This window comes from Rhizobium sp. C1 (assembly GCF_021026335.1).
Classification (GTDB): Bacteria; Pseudomonadota; Alphaproteobacteria; order Rhizobiales; family Rhizobiaceae; genus Ensifer_A.
In genome coordinates this window covers 313,727-335,583 of record NZ_JAJNCY010000002.1, presented here as the reverse complement: position 1 = coordinate 335,583, position 21,857 = coordinate 313,727, and the positions used below count along the sequence as shown (strand labels likewise).

19 protein-coding genes are annotated in these 21,857 nt (G+C 62.5%); 11 read left to right on the top strand and 8 right to left on the bottom strand.

The window, feature by feature from the left end; translation table 11 throughout:
• The first annotated feature begins 47 nt into the window (after positions 1-47).
• Both alr and LQK83_RS07170 read left to right on the top strand, forming a co-directional pair.
• On the top strand, positions 48-1,208 hold the full coding sequence (gene alr / locus LQK83_RS07175) for an alanine racemase (RefSeq protein ID WP_230836679.1): 1,161 nt from the start codon (positions 48-50) through the stop codon (positions 1,206-1,208).
• 167 nt (positions 1,209-1,375) lie between these two features.
• Positions 1,376-1,804, top strand: a complete 429-nt coding sequence (locus LQK83_RS07170; RefSeq protein ID WP_230836678.1) for a PilZ domain-containing protein — start codon at positions 1,376-1,378, stop codon at positions 1,802-1,804.
• A 16-nt stretch (positions 1,805-1,820) separates the two neighbouring features.
• Here LQK83_RS07170 and LQK83_RS07165 read toward each other — a convergent pair whose 3' ends face one another.
• The gene (locus tag LQK83_RS07165; RefSeq protein ID WP_230836677.1) at positions 1,821-4,058 is read right to left on the bottom strand and encodes a molybdopterin-dependent oxidoreductase; all 2,238 of its coding nucleotides are present in this window, start codon (positions 4,056-4,058) and stop codon (positions 1,821-1,823) included.
• 176 nt (positions 4,059-4,234) lie between these two features.
• Here LQK83_RS07165 and radA point away from each other — a divergent pair, with 176 nt between their 5' ends.
• The 5 genes from radA (at position 4,235) to LQK83_RS07140 (ending at position 10,453) form a co-directional block, all read left to right on the top strand.
• Positions 4,235-5,638, top strand: a complete 1,404-nt coding sequence (gene radA / locus LQK83_RS07160) for a DNA repair protein RadA (RefSeq protein WP_230836676.1) — start codon at positions 4,235-4,237, stop codon at positions 5,636-5,638.
• A gap of 93 nt (positions 5,639-5,731) precedes the next feature.
• On the top strand, positions 5,732-6,421 hold the full coding sequence (locus tag LQK83_RS07155) for a CvpA family protein (RefSeq protein ID WP_230836675.1): 690 nt from the start codon (positions 5,732-5,734) through the stop codon (positions 6,419-6,421).
• Between the two features lie 80 nt (positions 6,422-6,501).
• On the top strand, positions 6,502-7,956 hold the full coding sequence (purF, locus tag LQK83_RS07150; RefSeq protein ID WP_230836931.1) for an amidophosphoribosyltransferase: 1,455 nt from the start codon (positions 6,502-6,504) through the stop codon (positions 7,954-7,956).
• Between the two features lie 13 nt (positions 7,957-7,969).
• Complete coding sequence (locus LQK83_RS07145; protein WP_230836674.1) at positions 7,970-8,713, top strand: SDR family NAD(P)-dependent oxidoreductase; 744 nt, start codon at positions 7,970-7,972, stop codon at positions 8,711-8,713.
• 219 nt (positions 8,714-8,932) lie between these two features.
• On the top strand, positions 8,933-10,453 hold the full coding sequence (locus tag LQK83_RS07140; protein WP_230836673.1) for an acetyl-CoA hydrolase/transferase family protein: 1,521 nt from the start codon (positions 8,933-8,935) through the stop codon (positions 10,451-10,453).
• A gap of 22 nt (positions 10,454-10,475) precedes the next feature.
• On the opposite strand, the gene pssA is transcribed toward LQK83_RS07140, so the two are convergent.
• Together pssA and LQK83_RS07130 are read right to left on the bottom strand one after the other, a co-directional pair.
• Positions 10,476-11,333 (bottom strand): CDP-diacylglycerol--serine O-phosphatidyltransferase, encoded by an 858-nt coding sequence (pssA, locus tag LQK83_RS07135; protein ID WP_230836672.1) that lies wholly within the window; start codon positions 11,331-11,333, stop codon positions 10,476-10,478.
• Positions 11,334-11,344: 11 nt separating this feature from the next.
• Positions 11,345-12,043: a phosphatidylserine decarboxylase gene (locus LQK83_RS07130; protein ID WP_230836671.1), complete on the bottom strand. Its 699-nt coding sequence runs from the start codon at positions 12,041-12,043 to the stop codon at positions 11,345-11,347.
• A gap of 203 nt (positions 12,044-12,246) precedes the next feature.
• Here LQK83_RS07130 and LQK83_RS07125 point away from each other — a divergent pair, with 203 nt between their 5' ends.
• On the top strand, positions 12,247-12,423 hold the full coding sequence (locus tag LQK83_RS07125; protein ID WP_230836670.1) for a hypothetical protein: 177 nt from the start codon (positions 12,247-12,249) through the stop codon (positions 12,421-12,423).
• Between the two features lie 57 nt (positions 12,424-12,480).
• Here the strand turns inward: LQK83_RS07125 and LQK83_RS07120 are convergent, their stop codons facing one another.
• Positions 12,481-14,367 carry an ABCB family ABC transporter ATP-binding protein/permease gene (locus tag LQK83_RS07120; protein ID WP_230836669.1) on the bottom strand — a complete coding sequence of 629 codons (1,887 nt, stop codon included), beginning with the start codon at positions 14,365-14,367 and terminating at the stop codon, positions 12,481-12,483.
• 143 nt (positions 14,368-14,510) lie between these two features.
• The gene (locus LQK83_RS07115; protein ID WP_230836668.1) at positions 14,511-16,625 is read right to left on the bottom strand and encodes an Ig-like domain-containing protein; all 2,115 of its coding nucleotides are present in this window, start codon (positions 16,623-16,625) and stop codon (positions 14,511-14,513) included.
• Positions 16,626-16,789: 164 nt separating this feature from the next.
• Here LQK83_RS07115 and LQK83_RS07110 point away from each other — a divergent pair, with 164 nt between their 5' ends.
• Positions 16,790-17,401, top strand: coding sequence for a TIGR00730 family Rossman fold protein (locus LQK83_RS07110; protein WP_230836667.1), 612 nt, complete (start codon positions 16,790-16,792; stop codon positions 17,399-17,401).
• Here LQK83_RS07110 and LQK83_RS07105 read toward each other — a convergent pair.
• The gene (locus tag LQK83_RS07105; RefSeq protein ID WP_230836666.1) at positions 17,385-18,152 is read right to left on the bottom strand and encodes a DeoR/GlpR family DNA-binding transcription regulator; all 768 of its coding nucleotides are present in this window, start codon (positions 18,150-18,152) and stop codon (positions 17,385-17,387) included. The two genes, LQK83_RS07110 and LQK83_RS07105, sit on opposite strands and share 17 nt — an antisense overlap.
• A gap of 107 nt (positions 18,153-18,259) precedes the next feature.
• Between LQK83_RS07105 and LQK83_RS07100 the strand changes: the two genes are divergently transcribed.
• The gene (locus LQK83_RS07100) at positions 18,260-18,619 is read left to right on the top strand and encodes a DUF4406 domain-containing protein (protein WP_230836665.1); all 360 of its coding nucleotides are present in this window, start codon (positions 18,260-18,262) and stop codon (positions 18,617-18,619) included.
• Here the strand turns inward: LQK83_RS07100 and LQK83_RS07095 are convergent.
• Positions 18,609-19,517 carry a DMT family transporter gene (locus tag LQK83_RS07095; RefSeq protein WP_230836664.1) on the bottom strand — a complete coding sequence of 303 codons (909 nt, stop codon included), beginning with the start codon at positions 19,515-19,517 and terminating at the stop codon, positions 18,609-18,611. The genes LQK83_RS07100 and LQK83_RS07095 overlap by 11 nt on opposite strands.
• A 4-nt stretch (positions 19,518-19,521) precedes the next feature.
• Entirely contained in the window at positions 19,522-20,448 is a 927-nt protein-coding gene (gene rarD / locus LQK83_RS07090; protein WP_230836663.1) for an EamA family transporter RarD, read from the bottom strand.
• Between the two features lie 172 nt (positions 20,449-20,620).
• Here rarD and LQK83_RS07085 point away from each other — a divergent pair, with 172 nt between their 5' ends.
• Positions 20,621-21,844, top strand: a complete 1,224-nt coding sequence (locus tag LQK83_RS07085; RefSeq protein WP_230836662.1) for a PQQ-dependent sugar dehydrogenase — start codon at positions 20,621-20,623, stop codon at positions 21,842-21,844.
• Positions 21,845-21,857: the final 13 nt, after the last annotated feature.

The window sequence follows — 21,857 nt, the reverse complement described above, 5'->3', positions numbered from 1 at the left end:
CGGTGGAGATTATTGCCTTCGCAGGTGCGAAAGAGTAAGCCATCGGCATGGAACAAGAATTCGACGACGACCTGACATTCACGCCTTTCGAGGCCGCTCCTTCACGCCTGACGATCGATCTCGGTGCGCTCGCCGAGAACTGGCGCATGCTGAAAAAGGCCTCCGGCAAGGCGCGGACCGGCGCTGCCGTGAAGGGCGATGGCTACGGGCTCGGCATCGAGGCGGTTGTCCCGGCTCTCTACGACGCCGGGTGCCGCGACATGTTCGTCGCGACGCCGGATGAGGGCATGCTGGCGCGGCAGTTTGCGCCGGAAGCGCGCATCTTCGTCCTTTCCGGCGTCTGGCCGGGCGTCGAGGCGCAGTTCTTCAGCCATGATCTCGTTCCCGTTCTCGTCTCCGAAGAGCAGATCGCCTGCTGGACCAATGCCGTTGCCTTTGATGAAGAGCACCCCTGCGCGTTGATGGTCGATACCGGCATGAACCGGCTCGGGCTCTCGGTTGATGACGCTCTGGCGTTGGTGGACGATCCGACCCGGCCGGCAAGCTTCTCGCCGGTGCTGCTGCTGAGCCATCTGGCTGCTGCAAGCGATCCTTTGCATCCGCTCAACCGCAAGCAGCTTGAAGCTTTTCAGACGCTTGCCAAGGCTTATGAAGGTGTCGATTCAAGTCTCGCCAATTCGCCGGGCATTCATCTCGGGCCCGAATATCATTTCGACCTCACGCGCCCCGGCATTGCCATCTATGGCGGCGAGGCGGTGGATGGGGTCAAGAACCCGTCTCTCCCCGTCGTTACGGCGGAAAGCCGTATCCTGCAGATCCGCAAGGCCCGGGCGGGCGAGCCGGTCTCCTATGGCGGCACGCATGTCCTGACGCGCGACAGCCGCCTGGCCATCGTATCAACCGGCTATGCCGATGGCTATCACCGCGCGCTGTCCGGTTCCGGTGTTCCGTTGCGGCAGGCCGTTCAGCATGGCGGCTTCGGCTTTATCGCCGGGCACCGTGTTCCGGTGGCCGGGCGCATCACAATGGACCTGACGATCTTCGATGTCACCGACGTGCCTGAGACTGAAATTCGCGCTGGCGACTATATTGAACTCTTCGGGGCGAACATTCTGCTCGACGATGTGGCGCGCGCAGCCGGCACGATTGGCTACGAGCTGCTGACCAGCCTCGGAAACCGCTACCAGCGCGCTTATATCGGCGAATAAGGATCGAGGTGCGCGGATCGCGCGCAAGCATGGTATTTTCTAATTAAACCATGAAAAACATTATGGATATCTCTATCGGACAGGGTTTCTAAACCGTTCCTCAATACATTCATGATATCTAAAATTCATACGATTTCGATAGCGCAGTCCTCCGAAATGGTTCGAGAATGACGCCCGACGAAAACAACAACGCTCCAGTGACCGCCGAGACCGTTGAACGGCCTCGGCGGATGCGTGTCTTCAAGGGCGCGCATGCGGCGTTCAATCAGGAACACAGCGCGGTTCCCTGCATCGTTCGCGACCTGAGCGAAACCGGCGCAAAAATCGAATTCAATCTCGGCTGGATCGTGCCCACGCATTTCACACTTTTTGTCGAACTCGATGCTTTCAAAGTGGAATGCGAGAAGGTCTGGCACCGGGGCGATCTTTACGGTGTGCGCTTCACCGGTCCCAGAATGCCGACCGAGCTTGTGCGCAAGCAGAGGGTCGATCTCTACGATGCTCGCAATGTCGCCGAAGAGCCCGAAGCTACACAGGCCCCGGCCCCCGCATTCAACCGCCAACCGAAGAAGCCGGTATTTGGCAAATTCAAGTAAGCGAAGCGCCGCCTGTTTATTCCGCTGCCTCGACAAGCGGCAGCGCCGCCGCTTTCAGTGAAATCGCCACGCCGTTCAACACCGAATTCCCCGAGAGCGGATCGCGCGTAGCTTCCGGGATCAGCACATTGACGTTGACACCGGGATTACGCGCGGCAAGTCCCAGTTTCGTGCCTTTCTGATCATGCCCCCAGCCGTGCGGCAGGCTGACGACGCCGGGCATCATGTCCTCGCTGAGTTCCACCGGAACCAGAAGACTCGATCCATTGCCGGATATTTCGGCTATCGCGCCGTTGCTCAGACCATAGCGCGCAGCATCAGCCGGATGGACGAGCAGCTTGCAGCGGTTCGGCCCCTTGGCGAGCGTGGGCAGATTGTGCATCCAGCTGTTGTTGGTCCGCACATCGCGGCGACCGATCAGAACGAGATCGACGCCCGGGTGGTCAAGCGCCGCCTCGACGCGGGCGAGATCGGCGATGAAATCGGCGGGCGCGAGTTCGATCTTGCCGGAGGGCGTGCGCAGGATTTCCGGAATGCGCGGTTCGTGCAGGCCGAGATCGATGCCGTAGCGCTCCGCCTTGACCTTCTCGAGCGTCAGCCCCTCCGGCTTGCGGCCAAAGCCGTCGCCATAGGGGCCGCTGCGCAGTTCCAGTTCAACGAGGCGATCGGGCCCCTTGAGGCCGGCGACCTTGTCCATCAGCTGATCCGTCATGGGACCGGCGAACTTTTCGACTTCTGCGCGGGTCATCTCGTCATCCAGCGCTTCCGGATCGACATTCGGTCCCCTTCCCTGAAGGAGGCCAGTGAGGCGCATGATCGCCTGCCATTCCGACAACTGGCTCTCCTGCAACGGGAAGGTCGCGGGCGAGTAGCGCGCGGTGTTGCGCCAGGCGAACTGGTTGAAGAGCACGTCCCAATGGCTGTCTTCCAGCGGCGAAGTGCCGGGCAGGATGACATTGGCATGCCGGGTCGTCTCGTTGATGTAGATGTCGAGGCTGACCATGAAGTCGAGCGTTTCGAGCGCCTTCGACAGCTTCCCGCCATTCGGCGCGGACAGGACCGGATTGGCGGCCACCGAGATCATAGCGCGGATGCCATGATCGCCGGCGCCTGTGATTTCGTCAGCGATGGTGCTGACGGGGAACTCGCTCATGATTTCCGGAACCGGGGCCGATTTCATCCTCCGGCGGCCGACCTTGACGCCACGGCCGGAACCCGGCGCACCCTTGGTATTCGCCGCAAAGGCCGCAGCCTTTGGGAACATCATGCCACCGGGATCATCCATATGGCCGGTCAGGATGTTGACGACGTCAATCAGCCAGGAATTCAGCGTGCCGAATTCCTGCACACAGGTGCCGATGCGGCCATAAAGCGCCGCGCGCTCGGTTGTCGCGAGATCGCGGGCGAGACGGCGGATGTCGCTGGCGGAAATGCCGCAACGCGGGGCCATCCGTTCCGCGTCATAGGGCGCAACCGCTGCCTTCAGCTCATCGAGGCCGTTGAGGTAAGCGCCGAGCCGGCCCGTTTTCATCAGCCCTTCGGCAAACAGCGTGTGGACGAGGCCGAGCAGCAGGAAGACGTCACCGCCGGGGCGGATGAAGAGATGTTCGTCGGAGACCTTGGCCGTTTCGGTGCGGCGCGGGTCGATCGTCACCATGCGGCCGCCGCGGGCCTTGAGCGCCCGCGCCTTGCCGCGAAAATCCGGCACGGTCCAGAGACTGCCGTTGGAGGCCATGGGGTTCGCGCCGAGGATGACGAGCAGATCGGTGCGGGTGATGTCCGGCACGGAAATGCTCATCCAGTTGCCGAACATATCGCCAACGGCACGGTGCTTGGGCATCTGGTCGACGGTGGAGGAGGAGAAAATGTTGGGCGTGCCGAGCGTCCTGAGCAGCCGCTGCGAGAAGAGGTTGATGCCGTAGCGATGCGAAACCGGGTTGCCGAGCACCGCGCCAACGGCCTCGCGTCCGTGCTTCTCGATGACCGGCATCAGCCCGCGCTCGATTTCGGCAAAGGCCTCGTCCCACGTCGCCTCTTCGAAGAATCCGTTGCGTCTGATCATCGGGCTGCGGAGCCTGTCCAGATCCTCATGCAGATCGGCGAGCGCCACGCCCTTGGGACAGATATAGCCTTCCGAGAACGGGTCGTTTTCGGCGCCGCGCACAGAGACGACCTTTCCATTCTCATGCGTGACCTCGAGGCCGCAGCAGGCCTCGCAGAGCGGACAGATGCGGTAGCTGGTTTCGACGGCCATGGTTCTCCTCCCGGGCAGGCGACATACCCGTGAGTATGTGACAAATGCCAGCTTTGTACAAGCCTGAACGGCTGACGACGGATCGTGTGAAAACGGCGGCGAAAGATTGCGGCAACGGCTCTGGATCGCTAGATAGAGCGCTTGATTCTACTTTTGTTCCGGGGTGAGTCCACCACATGGCCAAAACGCGCGCGCAATTTGTCTGCCAGAACTGCGGCACCGTTCACTCACGCTGGGCCGGCAAATGCGATGGCTGCGGCGAGTGGAACACGATTGTCGAGGAGGACCCGACTGGCGGCATCGGCGGCGGACCGGGCAAGGTGCCGAAGAAGGGTCGCGCCGTCGCACTCACCTCGCTCTCCGGCGAAATCGAGGAAGCGCCGCGCATCCAGACAGGCATTTCGGAACTCGACCGCGTGACGGGTGGCGGCTTTGTGCGCGGCTCGGCGGTGCTCGTCGGGGGCGACCCCGGGATCGGCAAGTCGACTGTCCTGATGCAGGCGGCGGCGGCGCTGTCGCGGCGCGGACAGAAGGTCATCTATGTCTCGGGCGAAGAGGCGGTGGCGCAGATCCGGCTCCGCGCCCAGCGGCTGGGTGCCGACAAGACAGACGTTCTGCTCGCCGCCGAAACCAATGTCGAGGATATCCTCGCAACGCTGGCCGACAGCGGCAAGCGACCCGACCTCACCATCATCGATTCGATCCAGACGCTCTGGTCTGATACGGCCGATTCGGCACCCGGCACGGTGACGCAGGTGCGCGTCGGCGCGCAGGCGATGATCCGGTTTGCCAAGCAGACGGGTGCAGCGGTTGTTCTGGTCGGCCATGTGACGAAGGAGGGCCAGATCGCCGGTCCCCGCGTGGTCGAGCATATGGTGGACGCTGTTCTCTATTTCGAAGGCGACCGAGGTCACGATTACCGCATCCTGCGCACGGTGAAAAACCGCTTCGGCCCGACCGACGAGATTGGCGTGTTCGAAATGTCGGATAAGGGCTTGCGCGAAGTCTCCAACCCGTCCGCGCTTTTCCTGAGCGAGCGCAATGCCAAATCGCCGGGTGCGGCCGTCTTTGCAGGCATGGAGGGCACGCGTCCGGTTCTTGTGGAAATCCAGGCGCTGGTCGCGCCCACGTCGCTTGGCACGGCGCGTCGTGCCGTGGTCGGCTGGGACTCGGCGCGGTTGTCGATGATTCTCGCCGTGCTGGAGGCGCATTGCGGCGTCCGGCTCGGGCAGCATGACGTTTATCTGAATGTCGCCGGCGGATACCGGATTTCGGAGCCTGCGGCCGATCTAGCTGTGGCTTCCGCACTGGTTTCGTCGCTTGCCGGTATTGCCCTTCCGCCCGATTGCGTCTATTTCGGCGAAGTCAGCCTCTCCGGCGCTGTGAGACCCGTTGCGCAGGCCGCGCAGCGCCTCAAAGAAGCCGAGAAGTTGGGATTTACGAAGGCCGTCCTGCCGGTCTCGGGCGACGCACTCAAGGGTGCGGGCGGCCAGTGGACGGAAATCGAAAGCCTGCCGGATCTCGTGGCGCGCATTGCGGGCTCGAAGCTGAAGGCCAGGCAGAACCAGGACGAAGAATAAGGCCGTGGGACAAGCGGCCTCATGGGGAAACGGACCTTAGTCGCGCATCGCAGCGCTCGGTTCGTGGTTCTTGAAAAGGTGGAGTGACACGCAATGCCCATTACGCTTCTCGACGGCATCGTGCTTGGTGTGGCGCTGTTTTCAGCCGTTCTCGCCATGGTGCGCGGCTTCTCGCGCGAGGTGCTTTCGGTCGCCAGCTGGGCGGGTTCTGCCTATGCCGCCTACAAGCTTTATCCGTTCGTGCTGCCCTATGCGCAGCAATATACGAGTTCCAAGACGGTCGCTCTGGCCGGTTCTGCGGGCGTGGTCTTCCTTGTCGCGCTCATCCTGCTTTCCTATATCACGATGAAGATTGCAGACTTCATCATCGACAGCCGCATCGGCGCGTTGGACCGTACGCTGGGCTTCCTCTTCGGGGCGGCCCGCGGCGTTCTGATCGTCGTCGTTGCGATGATGTTCTTCAACTGGCTTGTCGAGCCGACCAAGCGTCCCGACTGGATTTCGAACGCCAAGTCGAAGCCTCTGATCGACAATCTGGGTAACAGGCTGATCGCCATGCTGCCTGATAATATCGACGCGACGCTGCTGGAGCGCCTGAAGGGCGTGATGCCCCAGAAGGGCGCGGAAGAAGCACCGGATGACGGAGCCGCCAATGATGATGGCACGGCTCCCGACAATGCAGCGCCGACAAACACGAAGGCGCCTGAGACGACCAAGACGCCCGATGCAAAAAAGGCGCCTGATACAACCAAGGCGCCGCGGACAAACGGCACGAACGGATAAATCTGCCTGCGGCCCCCGAACGGGGCCGCAAATGATTTTGCCGAGGAGCAAAGAGCATGAACCATCTTGAACATGAGGCCATGGCAGACGACGACAGCCCGGAGGCGGATGCATTCCGCGACGAATGCGGCGTGTTCGGCATTTTCGGGAAGTCGGAGGCGGCCTCGCTCTGTACGCTGGGTCTGCATGCGCTCCAGCATCGCGGCCAGGAAGCAGCGGGCATCGTCTCCTATGACGGCAAGCAGTTCTACGTGGAACGCCATGCCGGCCTCATCGGCGACACGTTCACGAAGACCTCCGTGCTGGAACGCCTCCCCGGCTCGCGCGCCATCGGCCACACCCGCTACGCCACGACCGGCGGCGGCGGCATGCGCAACGTCCAGCCCTTCTATGCCGAATATGAAGGCGGCGGTTTTGCCATTGCCCATAACGGCAACCTGACGAATGCGCTCACCGTGCAGAAGGCGCTGCAGAAGCGTGGCGCGATCTTCTCCTCGACCTCCGACACCGAAACCTTCCTGCATCTCATCGCCATGAGTGAGGGCAAGGACTTCCTCGACCGGTTCATCGATGCGCTGAAGCAGGTGGAAGGCGCCTATTCGCTCGTCGGCCTGTCTGAAAAGAAGCTCATCGGCGCGCGCGATCCGCTCGGCATCCGACCGCTCGTTCTGGGTGATCTCGACGGCTCCTATATTCTCGCTTCCGAGACCTGCGCGCTCGACATCATCGGCGCGCGCTACGTGCGCGACATCAAGGCCGGCGAAGTCGTCGTCATCACCGAAAAGGGTGTGGAAAGCCACTTCCCCTTCGCGCCGACGCCGACGCGATTCTGCATCTTCGAATATGTCTATTTCGCCCGCCCGGACAGCAATCTGGAAGGCCGCAACGTCTATGAAGTGCGCAAGCGGATCGGCGAAGAGCTGGCGCTCGAAGACCCCTGCGAGGCCGACATCGTTGTGCCCGTGCCGGATTCCGGCGTGCCCGCTGCCATCGGCTTTGCCCAGGCCTCCGGCATTCCCTTCGAACTCGGCATCATCCGCAACCATTATGTGGGCCGAACCTTCATCCAGCCGTCTCAGTCGATCCGCCACATGGGCGTGAAGCTGAAGCACAATCCGAACCGCAAGATGATCGAAGGCAAGCGCGTGGTGCTGGTCGACGACTCGATCGTGCGCGGCACGACTTCGCAGAAGATCGTGCAACTGATGCGCGACGCGGGGGCGAAGGAAGTGCATATGCGCATTGCCTCGCCGCCGACCATGTCGCCCTGCTTCTATGGCGTCGATACGCCTGAAAAGGCAAAGCTGCTGGCCTCCCGCATGTCGATCGAGGACATGGCCGATTTCATCAAGGTGGATTCGCTCGGCTTCCTCACCATCGACGGGCTTTACCGCGCCGTGCGCGAGCCGCAGCGCAATAGCGAATGTCCGCAGTTCTGCGACGCCTGCTTCACCGGCGAATATCCGACCCGCCTGATGGACCAGGAAGGCGTTTCCAACATCCGCAGCCTCTCGCTGCTGGCCAGCAACGGGTAAGGACTTAAGGATCATGGGGGGAATTCTGGACGGTCGTGTGGCCCTCGTCACGGGTGCGTCGCGCGGTATCGGCTATTTCACGGCCATTGAACTCGCCAAGGCCGGCGCGCATGTGATTGCCTGCGCCCGCACCACAGGCGGGCTTGAAGAGCTCGATGATGCGATCAGACGAGAAACCGGGGAAGGCGCGACACTCGTGCCCTTCGACCTCGCCGACATGAACGCCATCGATGCGCTTGGCCAGGCGATCCATGACCGCTGGGGCAAGCTCGACGTGATGGTGGCCAATGCCGGCATTCTCGGCGTCATCTCGCCCATCGGCCATGTCGAGGCAAAGGTATTCGAGAAGGTCATGCTCTTGAACGTCACGGCGACGTGGCGGCTGATCCGTTCTGTCGAGCCGCTGATGAGCAAGTCGGATGCCGGGCGTGCGGTTATCCTGTCCTCGGGCGCGGCCCATCGCTGCCGTCCATTCTGGGGCCCCTACTCTGCCTCCAAGGCGGCTGTCGAAGCGCTGGCGCGGACATGGGCCGGCGAGCAGCAGAACTTCACGCTGCGTGTCAACGCCGTCGATCCGGGTGCGACGCGCACGGCCATGCGCGCGCAGGCCATGCCGGGCGAAGACCCGGATACGCTGCCGCATCCATCCGATGTCGCCAAGGCGATCCTGCCGCTGACCTATCCCGACATGAGCGAGACGGGCCGGCTCTATTCGGTGCGCGAGAAGCGGTTCCTGACCTATCATATGCCGGATTAAACGGCTCTCTGAGGTCGTCCCCGAACGTTTCCCGGGAATGACGGTCGTGGGGAGATGGTGCACCCGCGCTACAGCTGCGCCGTTTTCCTTTCGCACTTGCCTTATGTCAAAGACAGAAAGCGCAAAAATCGATTTTTCCTTGTCGCGACGCGCACTTAACCCGCGCAAGCGTTTTTGTTGATTCGTCATGTGCCGACAGGCGCTGGACAAGGAGCATGCATGTCTCTCAAGGGCCGTATTCAGGATCCCATCGTCTCCAACCGCATCATGAGCGCCGAGGACGCTGCCGCCCTCATACCCTCGGGCGCCACGGTCGGGATGAGCGGGTTTACCGGCTCGGGCTATCCGAAGAGCGTGCCGCTGGCGCTTGCCAAGCGCATCGAGGCAGCACACGCCGCGGGCAATCCCTTCAAGATCAATGTCTGGAGCGGGGCGTCGACCGGCCCCGAGCTTGACGGTGCACTGGCAAAGGCGGACGCCATCGAATTCCGCCTTCCCTACAATTCCGATCCGGTCGCCCGCGAGAAGATCAACAAGGGCCAGATGGATTATTTCGACATCCATCTCAGCCAGGTTGCGCCGCTCGTCTGGGAAGGCTTTCTGGGCAATCTCGACATTGCGCTGATCGAAGTCTCCGGCATCACGGCGGAGGGCGCGTTGATCCCCTCCTCGTCGATTGGCAACAACAAGACCTGGCTCGACCGCGCCGACAAGATCATCCTGGAGGTCAACCGCTGGCAGAGCGAAGCGCTGAACGGGATGCATGACATCTATTATGGCACGGCACTGCCGCCGCATCGTGTACCGATCCCGCTGGTGCGCCCCGACGACCGCATCGGCCAGCCGCATTTCAAAGTCGACCGCGAGAAGATCATCGCCATCGTCGAGACCGATGCGCCGGACCGCAACGCGCCCTTTGCAGCACCCGACGACGTAGCACGCGCCATTGCCGGCCATCTGCTCGAATTCCTGGCGCATGAAGTAAAGATGGGGAGGCTGACGAAGAACCTGCTGCCGCTGCAGTCCGGCGTCGGCAATGTCACGAACGCCGTGCTGGCGGGCCTGATCGACGCGCCCTATGAGAATCTGACGTCGTTTACAGAAGTGATCCAGGACGGAATGCTCGATCTGCTGGATGCCGGCAAATTACGCATGGCCTCGGCCACCGCCTTTTCGCTGAGCCCTGAGGCGGCGGAAAGGCTGAACAACGAGGCCGAGCGTTACAGGCACAAGCTGATCCTGCGCCCGCAGGAGATTTCCAACCACCCCGAACTCGTGCGCCGTCTCGGCTGTATCGCCATGAACGGCCTGATCGAGGCCGACATCTACGGCAATGTGAACTCCACCCATGTCATGGGCTCGCGCATCCAGAACGGCATCGGCGGCTCGGGCGACTTCGCCCGCAACGCCTATCTCTCGATCTTCATGACGCATTCGACAGCCAAGAAGGGCGCGATTTCCGCGATTGTCCCGCAGGCGTCGCATGTCGACCACATCACGCAGGATGTCCACATCATCGTCACCGAACAGGGGCTCGCAGACCTGAGAGGCCTGAGCCCCAAGCAGCGCGCGAAGGTCATCATCGAGAACTGCGCGCATCCGGCCTACCGCCCGATGCTGGAGGACTATTACGCGCGGGCGCTCAAGACGGCGTATGGCCTGCATGCGCCGAACATCCTGTCCGAGGCCCTGTCTTGGCATCAGCGGTTTGTGGAGACGGGGTCGATGCTGGTGAAGTGAGGGGGTGCGACGCCGAACCGCCTCACTCCTTGTGATCATCCTGCGGATAGTAGGCGTGAATGTCGCCCTCTTCCGGTGCTGAAAACGCCCCGTCGCCATACTTGCGTTGCCAGGCGCGGGCGCCGAAAGGCAGGCTCAGGAGGTAGGCGACGACGGCGGCCGAGAGCGTCTGCCAGGGGTAGACGCTGAGCGTCGCGACCAGCAGCACGACGCCGAGGATGATGGGCATCATGTAGTTGCGCGGTACGCGGCTGCCGGACTTGCCGGACCAGACCGGTACGCGGCTGATCAGCAGGGCTGCGATCAGGAGCGTATAGGCGGCAGAGACAAGCGCCATCGTGTTGTTGGGCGCGACGCCGAGGAAGCTGACATAGACCGGCAAAAGCACGAGGAAGGCGCCTGCCGGGGCCGGAACGCCGACGAAATAGGATGATTGCCAAGGGGCCTTGACGTCGTTGTCCGTCATGACGTTGAAGCGCGCGAGGCGCAGGCCGGCGGCGATCGTGTAGATGAGCGCCGCAATCCAGCCCAGCGACCGAGCCTGGTCGAGCACGAAGATATAGAGCACCATGGCAGGTGCGACGCCGAAATTGATGATGTCGGCGAGCGAATCCATCTGCGCGCCGAACTTCGAGGTCGCCTTCATCATACGGGCGATGCGGCCGTCGATGCCATCGAGGAAAGCGGCGATCAGCACCATCTGCACCGCCATTTCATAGCGGAACTCAATGGCGTAGCGGATCCCGGTCAGACCGGCGCAGATCGCGAGAACCGTAATCAGGTTCGGCACCATCAGGCGCAGCGGGATTTCCTTCAGGCGCGGGCCACGGGCCGCATCAGAGCTTTTGGGCGTATTCACGTCCGGCGCATGTTCGGCCATGAAGCGCGTCCTTACGTGCGACGGCTGACGACAGGGCCGCGATCCGTGCCGAATTCGGCCAGAACCGTTTCGCCTGCGATCGCCGTTTGGCCCAGCGAGACGCGGGCAACGGCGCCTTCGGGCAGGAAGACATCGAGACGCGACCCGAAACGGATGAGACCGAAACGCTCGCCGGCTTCCAGGCTCTCACCCGGCTTCGACCAGCACAGGATGCGGCGCGCGACAAGCCCGGCAATCTGGACCACGCCAAGATCGCCATGCTTCGTCTCGATGATCAGGCTGTTGCGTTCGTTGTCTTCGCTGGCCTTATCGAGTTCGGCATTGAGGAATTCTCCCTCGCGATAGACGATCTCGCGGATGCGGCCGCGCATCGGCGCGCGGTTCACATGGCAGTTGAAGACATTCATGAAGACCGTGATGCGCAGGCGCGGTTCGGCTCCAAGACCGAGTTCGGCCGGCGGCGAATACATGCCGATCGAGGAGACACGGCCATCGGCCGGCGAGATCACCAGATCCTCGTCCTGCGGCGTGACGCGCTCGGGATCACGGAAGAAATACGCGCACCACAGCGTCAACACGAGGCCAACCCAGAAAAGCGGCTCCCACATCCAGCCCAGCAGCAGCGACGCCACGAAGAAGGCAATCACAAACGGATAGCCTTCCTTATGCACCGGGACGACCGTATTGCGGATCGTGTCGAACAAGTTCATGGGTCTCAACCTCTGTCTCTTTAGCGGCTTTGATTAGCCGTATCGGCCCAAAAGGGCAACTGTCACCGCGCATAACGGTCTGGCTATGCCCCGCTTTCGGAACCCGACGCGACATATAAGCGTTGAACCCGACAATCGCATGTGTTCGCGACAGCATGCCACATGCCGGAGTTCCTGACGTTGCGTTTAGCAGGGAGCCTCAGATGAAGCGCCAAGAGGAAGACCTCCAGATCCGCCAAATGGCTCAGGATGCCGGGCTCGACCGGGACCCGGAGTCCATGGTGCCGCCCACCTATTCCACGACAAGCGTGGTGATCATTGTCGCACTGCTTTGCGCCCTGATCGTCGTCGGACTGGCCGTTGCCCTGACGACATTCTGATCGATCCGTCGCAAGTCCCGCTTGCGGGCTGTCTCAAGCCCGCTTTTTCAATCCTGACTACCGCGCCGGCTCCTTGCGGATGACGATCCCGAGGTCGTCGCTCTCGCGGACCTCCTTGAGCTTTTCTTCGGCCTGGACCGCCTCGCGCTGACGGTTCCACATGCGCTCGTAAAGGCCCTGCTGTTCCAGCAACTGCGAATGAGTGCCGCGCTCGGCAATCGCGCCGTCCTTCAGCACGATGATCTCATCGGCATTGATGACCGTCGAGAGGCGGTGGGCGATGATGAGCGTGGTGCGGTTCTTCGACACTTCGTCGAGGGCCGCCTGAATCTCCTGTTCCGTGGCCGTGTCGAGTGCTGATGTTGCCTCGTCCAGCATCAGGATCGGCGGGCTTTTCAGAATGGTGCGGGCAATCGCCACGCGCTGCTTCTCGCCGCCAGACAGCTTCAGCCCCCGCTCGCCCACCATCGTCTTGAAACCATCCGGCAGGGAGCGGATGAAATTGCCGACCTGCGCGATTTCCGCGGCCTGTTCGATCTCAGCCTCGCTGGCGGAGGGGCGGCCGTAGCGGATGTTATAGGCAATCGTGTCGTTGAACAGCACCGTGTCCTGCGGGACCATGCCGATGACGGCGCGCAGCGACTTCTGCGTGACGTCGCGGACATCCTGCCCGTCGATCTTCACCGACCCGCCCTGGACGTCATAGAAGCGATAGAGCAGCCGCGAGATCGTCGACTTTCCCGCACCGGAAGGCCCGACCACGGCAATGGTCTTGCCGGCCGGTACCTTGAAGGAAATGCCCTTCAGGATCGGGCGCTGCGGATCGTAGGCGAAGTGGACATTGTCGAACTCGATCTCGCCGCGCTCGATCTGCAACCCCACTGCGCCCGGCTTGTCGACCACTTCCGCTTTAACGTCGAGCAGTTCGAACATCTGCTCTATATCGGTCAACCCTTGCCGGATTTCGCGATAGACGAAGCCGATGAAGTTGAGTGGTACGGAAAGCTGCATCAGCATGGCATTGACAAACACGAAATCGCCGAGCGTATGCGTACCGTTCTTCACCGAAATCGCCGACATCACCATCATGACTGCCGTGCCGACGCCGAAGATGACGGCCTGGCCGAAGTTCAGCCAGCCGAGCGAGGTCCAGACCTGGGTGGCGGCCTTTTCGTAACGCTCCATGGACGCATCGAAGCGCTTGGCTTCCATCTGTTCATTGCCGAAATATTTGACGGTTTCGAAGTTCAGGAGCGAGTCGATCGCCTTGGTGTTCGCCTCCGTGTCGGAATCGTTCATCGTACGGCGGATTCCGATGCGCCAGTCGCTGGCGCGGACGGTGAACCATATATAGAGCCAGACCGTCATGGCCGTGACGAAGAGATAAGAAAAGCCGTAACCCCACCAGAAGATGATCGCCGTCAGCAGGAATTCGATCAGCGTCGGGATGGAGTTGAGGATGGTGAAGCGGACGATGGTCTCGATGCCCTTCGTGCCGCGCTCGATGATGCGCGACAGGCCGCCCGTGCGGCGCTCGAGGTGGAAGCGCAGCGATAGTTCATGCATGTGCACGAAGGTGCGGTAGGCAAGCTGGCGCACCGCATATTGCCCGACGCTGGCAAACAGCGCATCGCGCAGCTGGTTAAGCCCGGCCTGGACCAGACGGAACAGATTGTAGGCCAGCACCAGCATGACGGCGCCCACCAGGATCTGCGGCAGAAAATTCGGGGCCGAACTCTTGCCGTTCAGCGCATCCGTCGTCCACTTGAACAGATAGGGCACCATGATCAGCACCGCCTTGGAGACGAGCAGATAGACGGTCGCCCAGACAACGCGCATTTTCAGGTCGGGCCGCTCAGCGGGCCACATGTATGGCCAGAGATTGCGGAGCGTACCCAAGGGATTGCTGTCGTCCGCCGAGACGGTTTTCTGTTCGCCTGCCATGCAGCGCCCTGCCCTGTAGAAGATTCTTATTTGTTGAGATGCGAAAAGCGCGGCTTCCATCCCCGGAAGCCGCGCCCCTCAAATAAGATTAACCATCGCTGCCCGCAATCCCGCAGGGCGAGATAAATCAGGCCGTCTTAAAATTAGTGCTTCTTGCGCAGCTCGCGGTTGGCCTTCTCGGCATCCTCGTCGGATTGCGTGACCTTGCCGGGCACGCCGAAGACCTGGCCCGGGGCAATCCTGTTCGGATTGTCGATCATGTCCTGGTTGGCGAGATAGATGGTCGTGTAGCGGATGCCACGGCCATAGACGCGGCGCGAGATCTGCCAGAGCGTGTCGCCCTTGCGGATGATGACGCTGTCCTTGCTTTCCTTGAGCGGCGCCTGCTCGATCGACTTCGGCGCATTGCCAGCGGCCGACGAAGCCTCAGCATTTGCGGCCTGCTGGTCAGCAGCGGGCGCTGCGGCCAAGGGCGCGGCGGAGGATGTGGCCGGCGCGGGCGGAGCCGCGAGCGCAGGCTTGGCGACATCCGGCATGGCGTCGCGCGCTGCCGCCTCGATGGAGGCGATGGCACCACCCACGCTCTTCGGATCATCGCCTGCAGCCTGAAGCAGCTTGAGCGCGTCGGCGGCCGACCTGGCGACCTTGGCGGAAAGGGCCGCGGCATTCGGACCGGCATCGGCGGCCGGCCTGAAATCGGCCAGCGCCTTCAGCGCAATCTGTGTGGCCGAGCGGGCGGCGGCCAGTTGATCCTTGGCCGGCGTCTTGCCATCGGCAAACAGTCCCTTGAGCAGGACGATCGCCTTGGCGGCCTCCTCGCGCAGCTGCTCGAGCTGGCCCAGGCCCGATTGCGCGGCCGCGTTTGCGCCCTTGGCTGTTGCCGGCTTGGCGGTATCGGCAACGACCGAGACCTGATCGCCCGCCGGGCGGTTGAACGGGACCGAGGCGCGGACCACGACCTTCGAACCGGACTGGTCCATCAGATCAGCGCGGATGATGTGGTTGCCGGTCGTCAGCGGCATGGTGTTTTCAGCCTCGAAGTGACCGCTCGCGGAGGATTTGGTCGTCTCGATCAGCTTATCGTCGGCATAGACCTGAACGACCGCCTGCGGGCGGGTGCTGCCCGCCACGAAAATCTTGTCGCCCTCGATCTCGACCGCATCGATGCGGATGGCGGCGGTCTCGGCTGGCGCGTTCACGCTGTCTGTCGAAGCGGACGGTGTCGCTGGCACGGCCGGTGCCGTGTTTGCCGCCGTCTTCGAGGCATCCGGCAAGGGCGGCACGGCGGCGGGCGCAGCACCGGCAGATGTATGCGCGTCGGCCACCTGCGTTCCGCCCTCCGGTTTGGTCAGGATGCGGCTCGCTTCGCCGGGCTTCGTGACCATGGCAAGCAGCTTCCCTTCGCTGCCGTTCGGCACCGCGACGGTGGCAACTTCGGCAGAAACCACGGACTTGCCGTCTGCACCCGTCGCCTTCAGGACGAGCGAGTGGTCGCCCGGCTCCAGCGGTTTGTCGAGCGCGATGGCGAAATCACCGCTTTGGCCGGCGGTCGCCGTGCCGATTACCTTGTCGCCATCCATCACCTCGATCTTGGCCTTGGGCGAGGCAGCGCCGGCGATCACGGTCGAGCCGTCCTTTTCGACGCGCAGCACGTCGAATGTCGGCAGATTGGCCTCAACGGCATCCGGTGCGGCTGCGGCCGGAGCGGCTGGCGCGGCCTGCATCTGGCCGTTGCGTGCTGTCTTGTCGCTGAACAGGGCCGCGATCTGCGAGGCGGCGTCGGCCGCCCTGCCTGCGTCCTCCGGCATCGACTTCAACGCGGACAGCGCCTTCCCGGCGCTGGCGGAAAGGCCGGTCACAAGACCACCGACGGCAGCATCCGCGCCATCCGGGGCCTTGAAATCGGCAATGGCCTGAAGTGCGGCCTGAAGCTTTGTCTTCGCATCGGCAAGCTGGGCGTCCGTGGGCACCTTGCCGTTGGCATAAAGTGCGCGCAGGCTTTCGGAGGCCGCGCTGGCATCGGCCTTCAGGCGGTTCATCTTCTGCAGGAGCTCGGCTCCCGAAGCAGGACCCGAGGCCTTGGAGGCGGTTTGCGGGGCGGTGCCGGGGGCAGAGCTTGCGCTATCGGTCAGGGGCTTCGTTCCGTCGCCTGCGACGTTCTTGCCGCCATTCACCTGCGGCAGGACGAAAAAGATCATGACGGCCGATGCAATCACGAGCACCAGGATCGCGAGCCAGATGGCGCGATTGTTCTGCATTTCTGTCTCCAAACGAGCGCATGCGCCGCCGCTGCGGGCGGCATATCCCCATCGGGAAAGAGCTAAACTCTTCTCCATGGTTTCACAAGGTATTTCAACGAAATCCAGTTAACGTGAGGGCCTCGTTCTTGACGGGCGGGAGGGCTAAAGGCCATGTTCGGGACATGACAGAAAACAGATCCGAGATTCGAAACATCTGCGTCTATTGCGGCTCCCAGCCGGGGCGCGATCCCTCCCACCTGCAGGCCGGACGTACGCTCGGCAAGGCGATTGCCGAAAGCGGCCTGCGCCTCGTCTATGGCGGCGGCATGCGCGGCATCATGGGCGCGGTCGCCTCCGGGGTCATGTCGCATGGCGGCAAGGTGCTTGGAATCATTCCTGAATTTCTAATGGACAAGGAAGCGTCCAAGCACGAACTGACCTCGCTGACCGAAGTCATCGTCACCACCGACATGCACCAGCGCAAGCACCGCATGTTCGAGGAGGCGGACGCCTTCGTGACGCTTCCCGGCGGCATAGGCACGCTGGAAGAGATCGTCGAGATCATGACCTGGGCCCAGCTCGGCCGCCACCGCAAGCCGATGGTGTTCGCCAATATCAACGGCTTCTGGGACCCGATGCTGTCGCTGCTCGACCACATGCGCGGTCAGGGCTTCATCCACACCGGGCACCTCGTGCAGCCGCTGGTGATTGACAAGGCCGAAGACATCATCCCGGCGATCCTCGCTGCGGGTGCCGGAAACGGCGCGGATCAGGCGGTTATCGAGAAGCTGTAAGCGTTTCCAACTTTCGCACAGAAACGCCCGCCTGCTCAAACATTGCGGGATCCCCCTCCCCGGACAGAACGACGCCTGACACCTCCGCGATCGGCATGATCGTCATAGGCGATTGGAGCCCCAGCTTCTCTGCCGTCAGCAGGACCCAGACGTCGCGCGATTGCCGCGCGATGAGGCGCTTGATGGCAGCCTCTTCCGCATCGCCGGTGGAAAAACCGGCAGCGGCATTGGCGGCTGTGACCCCCATGAAGAACAGTTCGGGCCGGATGAGGCCGATGGCCTGGGCCGCCTCCGTCCCGACCGCGACCATGGAATGACGGTAGAGCCGGCCGCCGATCAGGGTCACCTCGACATTCTTCAGCCGTTCGAACTCGGCGGCAATCGTCGGGCTGTGGGTGATCGCAGTGAAGGCGATCATCTCCGGCAGTGCCCGGATCAGCTCCGCATTCGTCGTGCCGCCGTCGAAGAAGACGGTGCTGCCCGGATCCACGAGACCGGCAGCGGCGCGGCCCAGTGCGCGCTTCTCTGCATGAGCCAGCCCCGTCCGCGCCGCAAAATCCGGCAGCGGGCTCGAAAGCGGCAACGCGCCGCCGTGAACGCGCGACAGCAGCCCTTCGGCAGCCATCTCCCGTAAATCCTTGCGGATCGTATCTTCCGACAGCGAAAGCTCCGAGGCGAAGGTCTTGGCGACGAGGCGGCCGTCACGGCGGAGCGTTTCGAGGATCAGGTGTTTTCTTTCGCTTGTCAGCACGGCTCTTGACTCTTCACGAATTATCACGATTTATCGTATTTAATCCTGAAAAAGCGGAATATCAATTTATTTCAGGATTTATCGTGGAAAAAGTTTAGGAGTAATACATGTTGATCCTGATTGCCGGCCCCTACCGTTCCGGAACCGGAGATGACCCTCAGAAAATGGCGGAGAACCTGAAGCGGCTGGAGGCGCCGTCCTATGCGCTGTTCAAGGCCGGGCATATTCCGATGATCGGGGAATGGGTTTCACTTCCCGTCTGGCACGCTGCCGGCGGCGCAACGATCGGCGATGCGCTTTACGAGGAAATCTTCCACCCGGTGGCACATCGCCTACTCCAGCTGTGCGAAGGCGTGCTGCGGCTTCCCGGCGACTCCAAGGGCGCCGACAACGATGTGCGGATCGCGCGCGAACGCGGAATTCCGGTCTGGTTCGAACTGACGGATGTGCCGGGCGTCAGCGGCTGAAGATCAATGCGCTGCCGATGACAACCAGAAGCGCCCCGACCCAGGCACCGGGTGCGGGCGCTTCCCTGGTTTTCAGCCAGATGAGCGGCAATTGCAGGGCCGGCGCTGTGGCGGCGAGCGTCGAGACGATGCCGACCTTGCCGCCGGCGAGTGCGTAGAGGATGAGTGTCATGCCGATCATCATGCCGATAAAGCCGACGAAAGCAGTATAGGCGGCGATCTTCGGCGTCAGCGGGCCTTTCGGTACGACCATGTCCAGCGGGGCGAGCCTGAAAAGATTGAAGGCGATGATGGAAATGCCGACGCGGTAGAAGGAGATGAGAAACGGGTCGATGCCCGTTTCCATGACCGGCCGCGCAAGGATGGAACCCGCCGCCTGCCCGAGTGCCGCGAGCAGGCCGAGCGCCACGCCCTGCCAGAGGGGACCCTTGATGCTCTCCCATTGATGCAGCTGCGAGCGGCGCTTGCCGAAGACGATGGCGAGAAGCACGCCGGAAAAGGCGACGCAGGCACCCGTGAGCGCCAGCGGGGTCAGCGCCTCGCCGAGAAAGAGCCAGCCGAGCAAAATGGAAAGCGGCGCATGCATGGCAAAGAGAATAGAGGTGCGGCGCGGGCCCATGCGGGCGAGCGTGGCAAAGAGCACGACATCGCCGATGAATATCCCGGCAAGACCCGAGAGCAGCACCGGTGCGACCTGCCAGCCTTCCAGCCAGTGCCATTTGCCGGTGAACGTCAGGTAGACGATGAGCATGGCGAGCACAGCCGTCATGCGATAGCGCGAGAAGGTGTAGGCGCCGAGATGGTTCACCGGCAGGGTCGCGACAATGCCGGTGATCGCCCAGAGCATCGCGCCTGCGAGTGCCGCCAGTTCATGGATGGGTAGGGCCTGAAGAGGCATGCCGTCAGGCCTGCCTTGCGGGCTTGCGCGCGATCAGCGCACGGATCATCGGCCAGGTGAAGACCAGAAGTGCTGCCCAGATGAAAGCGAAGGCAACCAGCTGCGACAGGCCGAAGGGCTCCTTGAAGACGAAGACCGCGATGATGAAGATCATCGTGGGCGCGATATATTGCATGATGCCGATTGTACTCAGCCTGAGCAGCTTCGCGCCATTTGCGTAAAGGATCAGCGGCACCGCCGTGATCAGGCCGCAGGCGAGCAGCCAGAGCACGTCAACATAGCCGGTATCGCCGAAATGGCCCTGACCGCTCGTTTCCAGATAGCCGATATAGGCCATCGCCGGAACGGAAAGCAGCATGACCTCCAGCAGGAAGCCCTGGTTCGGACCGACAGGCAGCGTCTTCCGGAAGAAGGCATAGAAGCCCCAGGACACGGCCAGGCTGAGCGACACCCATGGCAGGCCGCCGGCCTCGACGGTGAGGATCGCCACGGCGCAGACTGCCAGGCCGATCGCGACCCATTGCGAGGCCGAGAGCTTTTCACGCAGGAGGACGGCGCCCAGAAAGACCGAGAAGAGTGGATTGATGTAATAGCCGAGCGCCGATTCCAACGCCCTGCCCGCCGCAATCGACCAGACATAGATGCCCCAGTTGATCGTGATGATGGAGGCCGTGAGCGCTGCCATGGCCAGCGTGCGCGGCGATTTCAGCGCGACCTTCAGATCGGCCGTACGGCCCGTCGCGACCAGAACGGCGCCGGCGACCGGGATCGACCAGATGATGCGATGTGCGATGATTTCCGGTGCCGGAATATGCGCGATCGCTTTCATGAACAGCGGCAGAAAGCCCCAGAGAAAATAGGCGGCGAGGGCAAAGGCAAAGCCGCGGGGGCTGTCGCCGGACTGGATACCGGTGGCGGGGGAAGAGGACATGCGAAGCGCTCAATTTAAGTCGGGATTTACTTTTTCTATTCGAATGAATGGAGATCGACCAATTCATTCTGGTGAAGTGTAGTATGGACGGAAACGTACCCTCCTTCACTTGAGGGGTGGAAACCGCGTACGCGCGGCCCCATATGCCACACATCGAGCCCAGGAGGATGGCATGAAGACGACGTTGACCGCCGCAGCGATGGCCCTCGCCGCCCTTGCCGCCTCACCAGCCACAGCGCAGGTCAACGGCGCCACGGTCAAGGAAAGCGCCGAGCCGCCCTTCAAGCTCTCTAAGATCACGCAGTTCGATTATCCGTGGAAGATCGCCTTCCTGCCCGACGGGCGCATGCTGGTGACGGAAAAGCCGGGCAAGCTCTGGATCGCGACGCAGAAGGGCCAGAAGGTCCAGGTCAAAGGCGTACCGAAGGTGGAATATGAAGGCCAGGGCGGTTTGCTCGGCGTCTATCTTTCACCGACCTTCGACAAGGATCGCGGTGTTTATCTCACCTATTCCGAGCCCGGCGACGGCGGCTCCGGCCTGGCGCTGGCCCGCGCCACGCTTTCCGAAGACGAAACGCCAGAGCTGACGAATCTCAATGTCATCTGGCGCGAGATGCCGAAGGGCCATGGCGGGCAATTCGGCGGCGCTGTCGCCTTTTCGCCGGACGGCAAATATCTCTTTCTCGCGGTCGGAGAACGTCAGCGCATGACGCCGGCACAAGACATGGATTTGGCGCTGGGCAAGGTGCTGCGCCTGACGCTGGATGGCAAGGCCGCGCCCGGCAATCCCTTCGAGACCCGCGAGGGCGCCAAGACTGTGCCCCTCATCGCCCCGCCGCGCGATACGGAGACCGCGAAGAATGCACCGGTCGTCTGGCGCTATACCTTCCCGGATAAGAACCCCTACCCTGCCGAAATCTGGACGCTCGGCCACCGTAACCCCTATGGCCTCGCCTTCTCGCCTGATGGCCGGCTCTGGGGTCTGGAGCACGGCCCGCGCGGCGGGGATGAGTTGAACCTGATCGAACCCGGCAAGAACTACGGCTGGCCGCTCGTCTCCTATTCGACCAACTATAACGGCGTACCCATCCCCAGCCCCGACACGCGGAGCGACCTCCAGAAGCCCGTCATCTACTGGACCCCCGTGATTGCCCCCAGCGACCTCGTCTTCTATCGCGGCACCCTGTTCAAGGACTGGAACGGCTCGGCGCTTGCCGGCGGTCTCGGCAGCATGACACTTTCCCGCATTACCTTCGACGGCAAGGGCGGAGCTACGCCCGCCGAGCGCTGGGATGTGGGGTTCCGGGTGCGTGACGTCGAGGAAGCGCCGGACGGGTCGCTCTGGATGATCGCGGATGACGAACCGGGCGGGCTTTATCGGGCCGTGCCGAAGTAGCAAGATAAGCTTC

What these genes read in the sequence shown, in the direction of transcription:
- LQK83_RS07130 (WP_230836671.1), bottom strand. Translation starts at nt 12,043, where the DNA reads ATGAACTTGTTCGACACGATCCGCAATACGGTCGTCCCGGTGCATAAG.
- LQK83_RS07125 (WP_230836670.1), top strand. Translation starts at nt 12,247, where the DNA reads ATGAAGCGCCAAGAGGAAGACCTCCAGATCCGCCAAATGGCTCAGGAT.
- rarD (WP_230836663.1), bottom strand. Translation starts at nt 20,448, where the DNA reads ATGTCCTCTTCCCCCGCCACCGGTATCCAGTCCGGCGACAGCCCCCGC.
- radA (WP_230836676.1), top strand. Translation starts at nt 4,235, where the DNA reads ATGGCCAAAACGCGCGCGCAATTTGTCTGCCAGAACTGCGGCACCGTT.
- pssA (WP_230836672.1), bottom strand. Translation starts at nt 11,333, where the DNA reads ATGGCCGAACATGCGCCGGACGTGAATACGCCCAAAAGCTCTGATGCG.
- LQK83_RS07170 (WP_230836678.1), top strand. Translation starts at nt 1,376, where the DNA reads ATGACGCCCGACGAAAACAACAACGCTCCAGTGACCGCCGAGACCGTT.
- LQK83_RS07095 (WP_230836664.1), bottom strand. Translation starts at nt 19,517, where the DNA reads ATGCCTCTTCAGGCCCTACCCATCCATGAACTGGCGGCACTCGCAGGC.
- LQK83_RS07120 (WP_230836669.1), bottom strand. Translation starts at nt 14,367, where the DNA reads ATGGCAGGCGAACAGAAAACCGTCTCGGCGGACGACAGCAATCCCTTG.
- LQK83_RS07085 (WP_230836662.1), top strand. Translation starts at nt 20,621, where the DNA reads ATGAAGACGACGTTGACCGCCGCAGCGATGGCCCTCGCCGCCCTTGCC.
- alr (WP_230836679.1), top strand. Translation starts at nt 48, where the DNA reads ATGGAACAAGAATTCGACGACGACCTGACATTCACGCCTTTCGAGGCC.
- LQK83_RS07140 (WP_230836673.1), top strand. Translation starts at nt 8,933, where the DNA reads ATGTCTCTCAAGGGCCGTATTCAGGATCCCATCGTCTCCAACCGCATC.
- LQK83_RS07145 (WP_230836674.1), top strand. Translation starts at nt 7,970, where the DNA reads ATGGGGGGAATTCTGGACGGTCGTGTGGCCCTCGTCACGGGTGCGTCG.
- LQK83_RS07115 (WP_230836668.1), bottom strand. Translation starts at nt 16,625, where the DNA reads ATGCAGAACAATCGCGCCATCTGGCTCGCGATCCTGGTGCTCGTGATT.
- LQK83_RS07155 (WP_230836675.1), top strand. Translation starts at nt 5,732, where the DNA reads ATGCCCATTACGCTTCTCGACGGCATCGTGCTTGGTGTGGCGCTGTTT.
- LQK83_RS07165 (WP_230836677.1), bottom strand. Translation starts at nt 4,058, where the DNA reads ATGGCCGTCGAAACCAGCTACCGCATCTGTCCGCTCTGCGAGGCCTGC.
- LQK83_RS07110 (WP_230836667.1), top strand. Translation starts at nt 16,790, where the DNA reads ATGACAGAAAACAGATCCGAGATTCGAAACATCTGCGTCTATTGCGGC.
- purF (WP_230836931.1), top strand. Translation starts at nt 6,502, where the DNA reads ATGGCAGACGACGACAGCCCGGAGGCGGATGCATTCCGCGACGAATGC.
- LQK83_RS07100 (WP_230836665.1), top strand. Translation starts at nt 18,260, where the DNA reads ATGTTGATCCTGATTGCCGGCCCCTACCGTTCCGGAACCGGAGATGAC.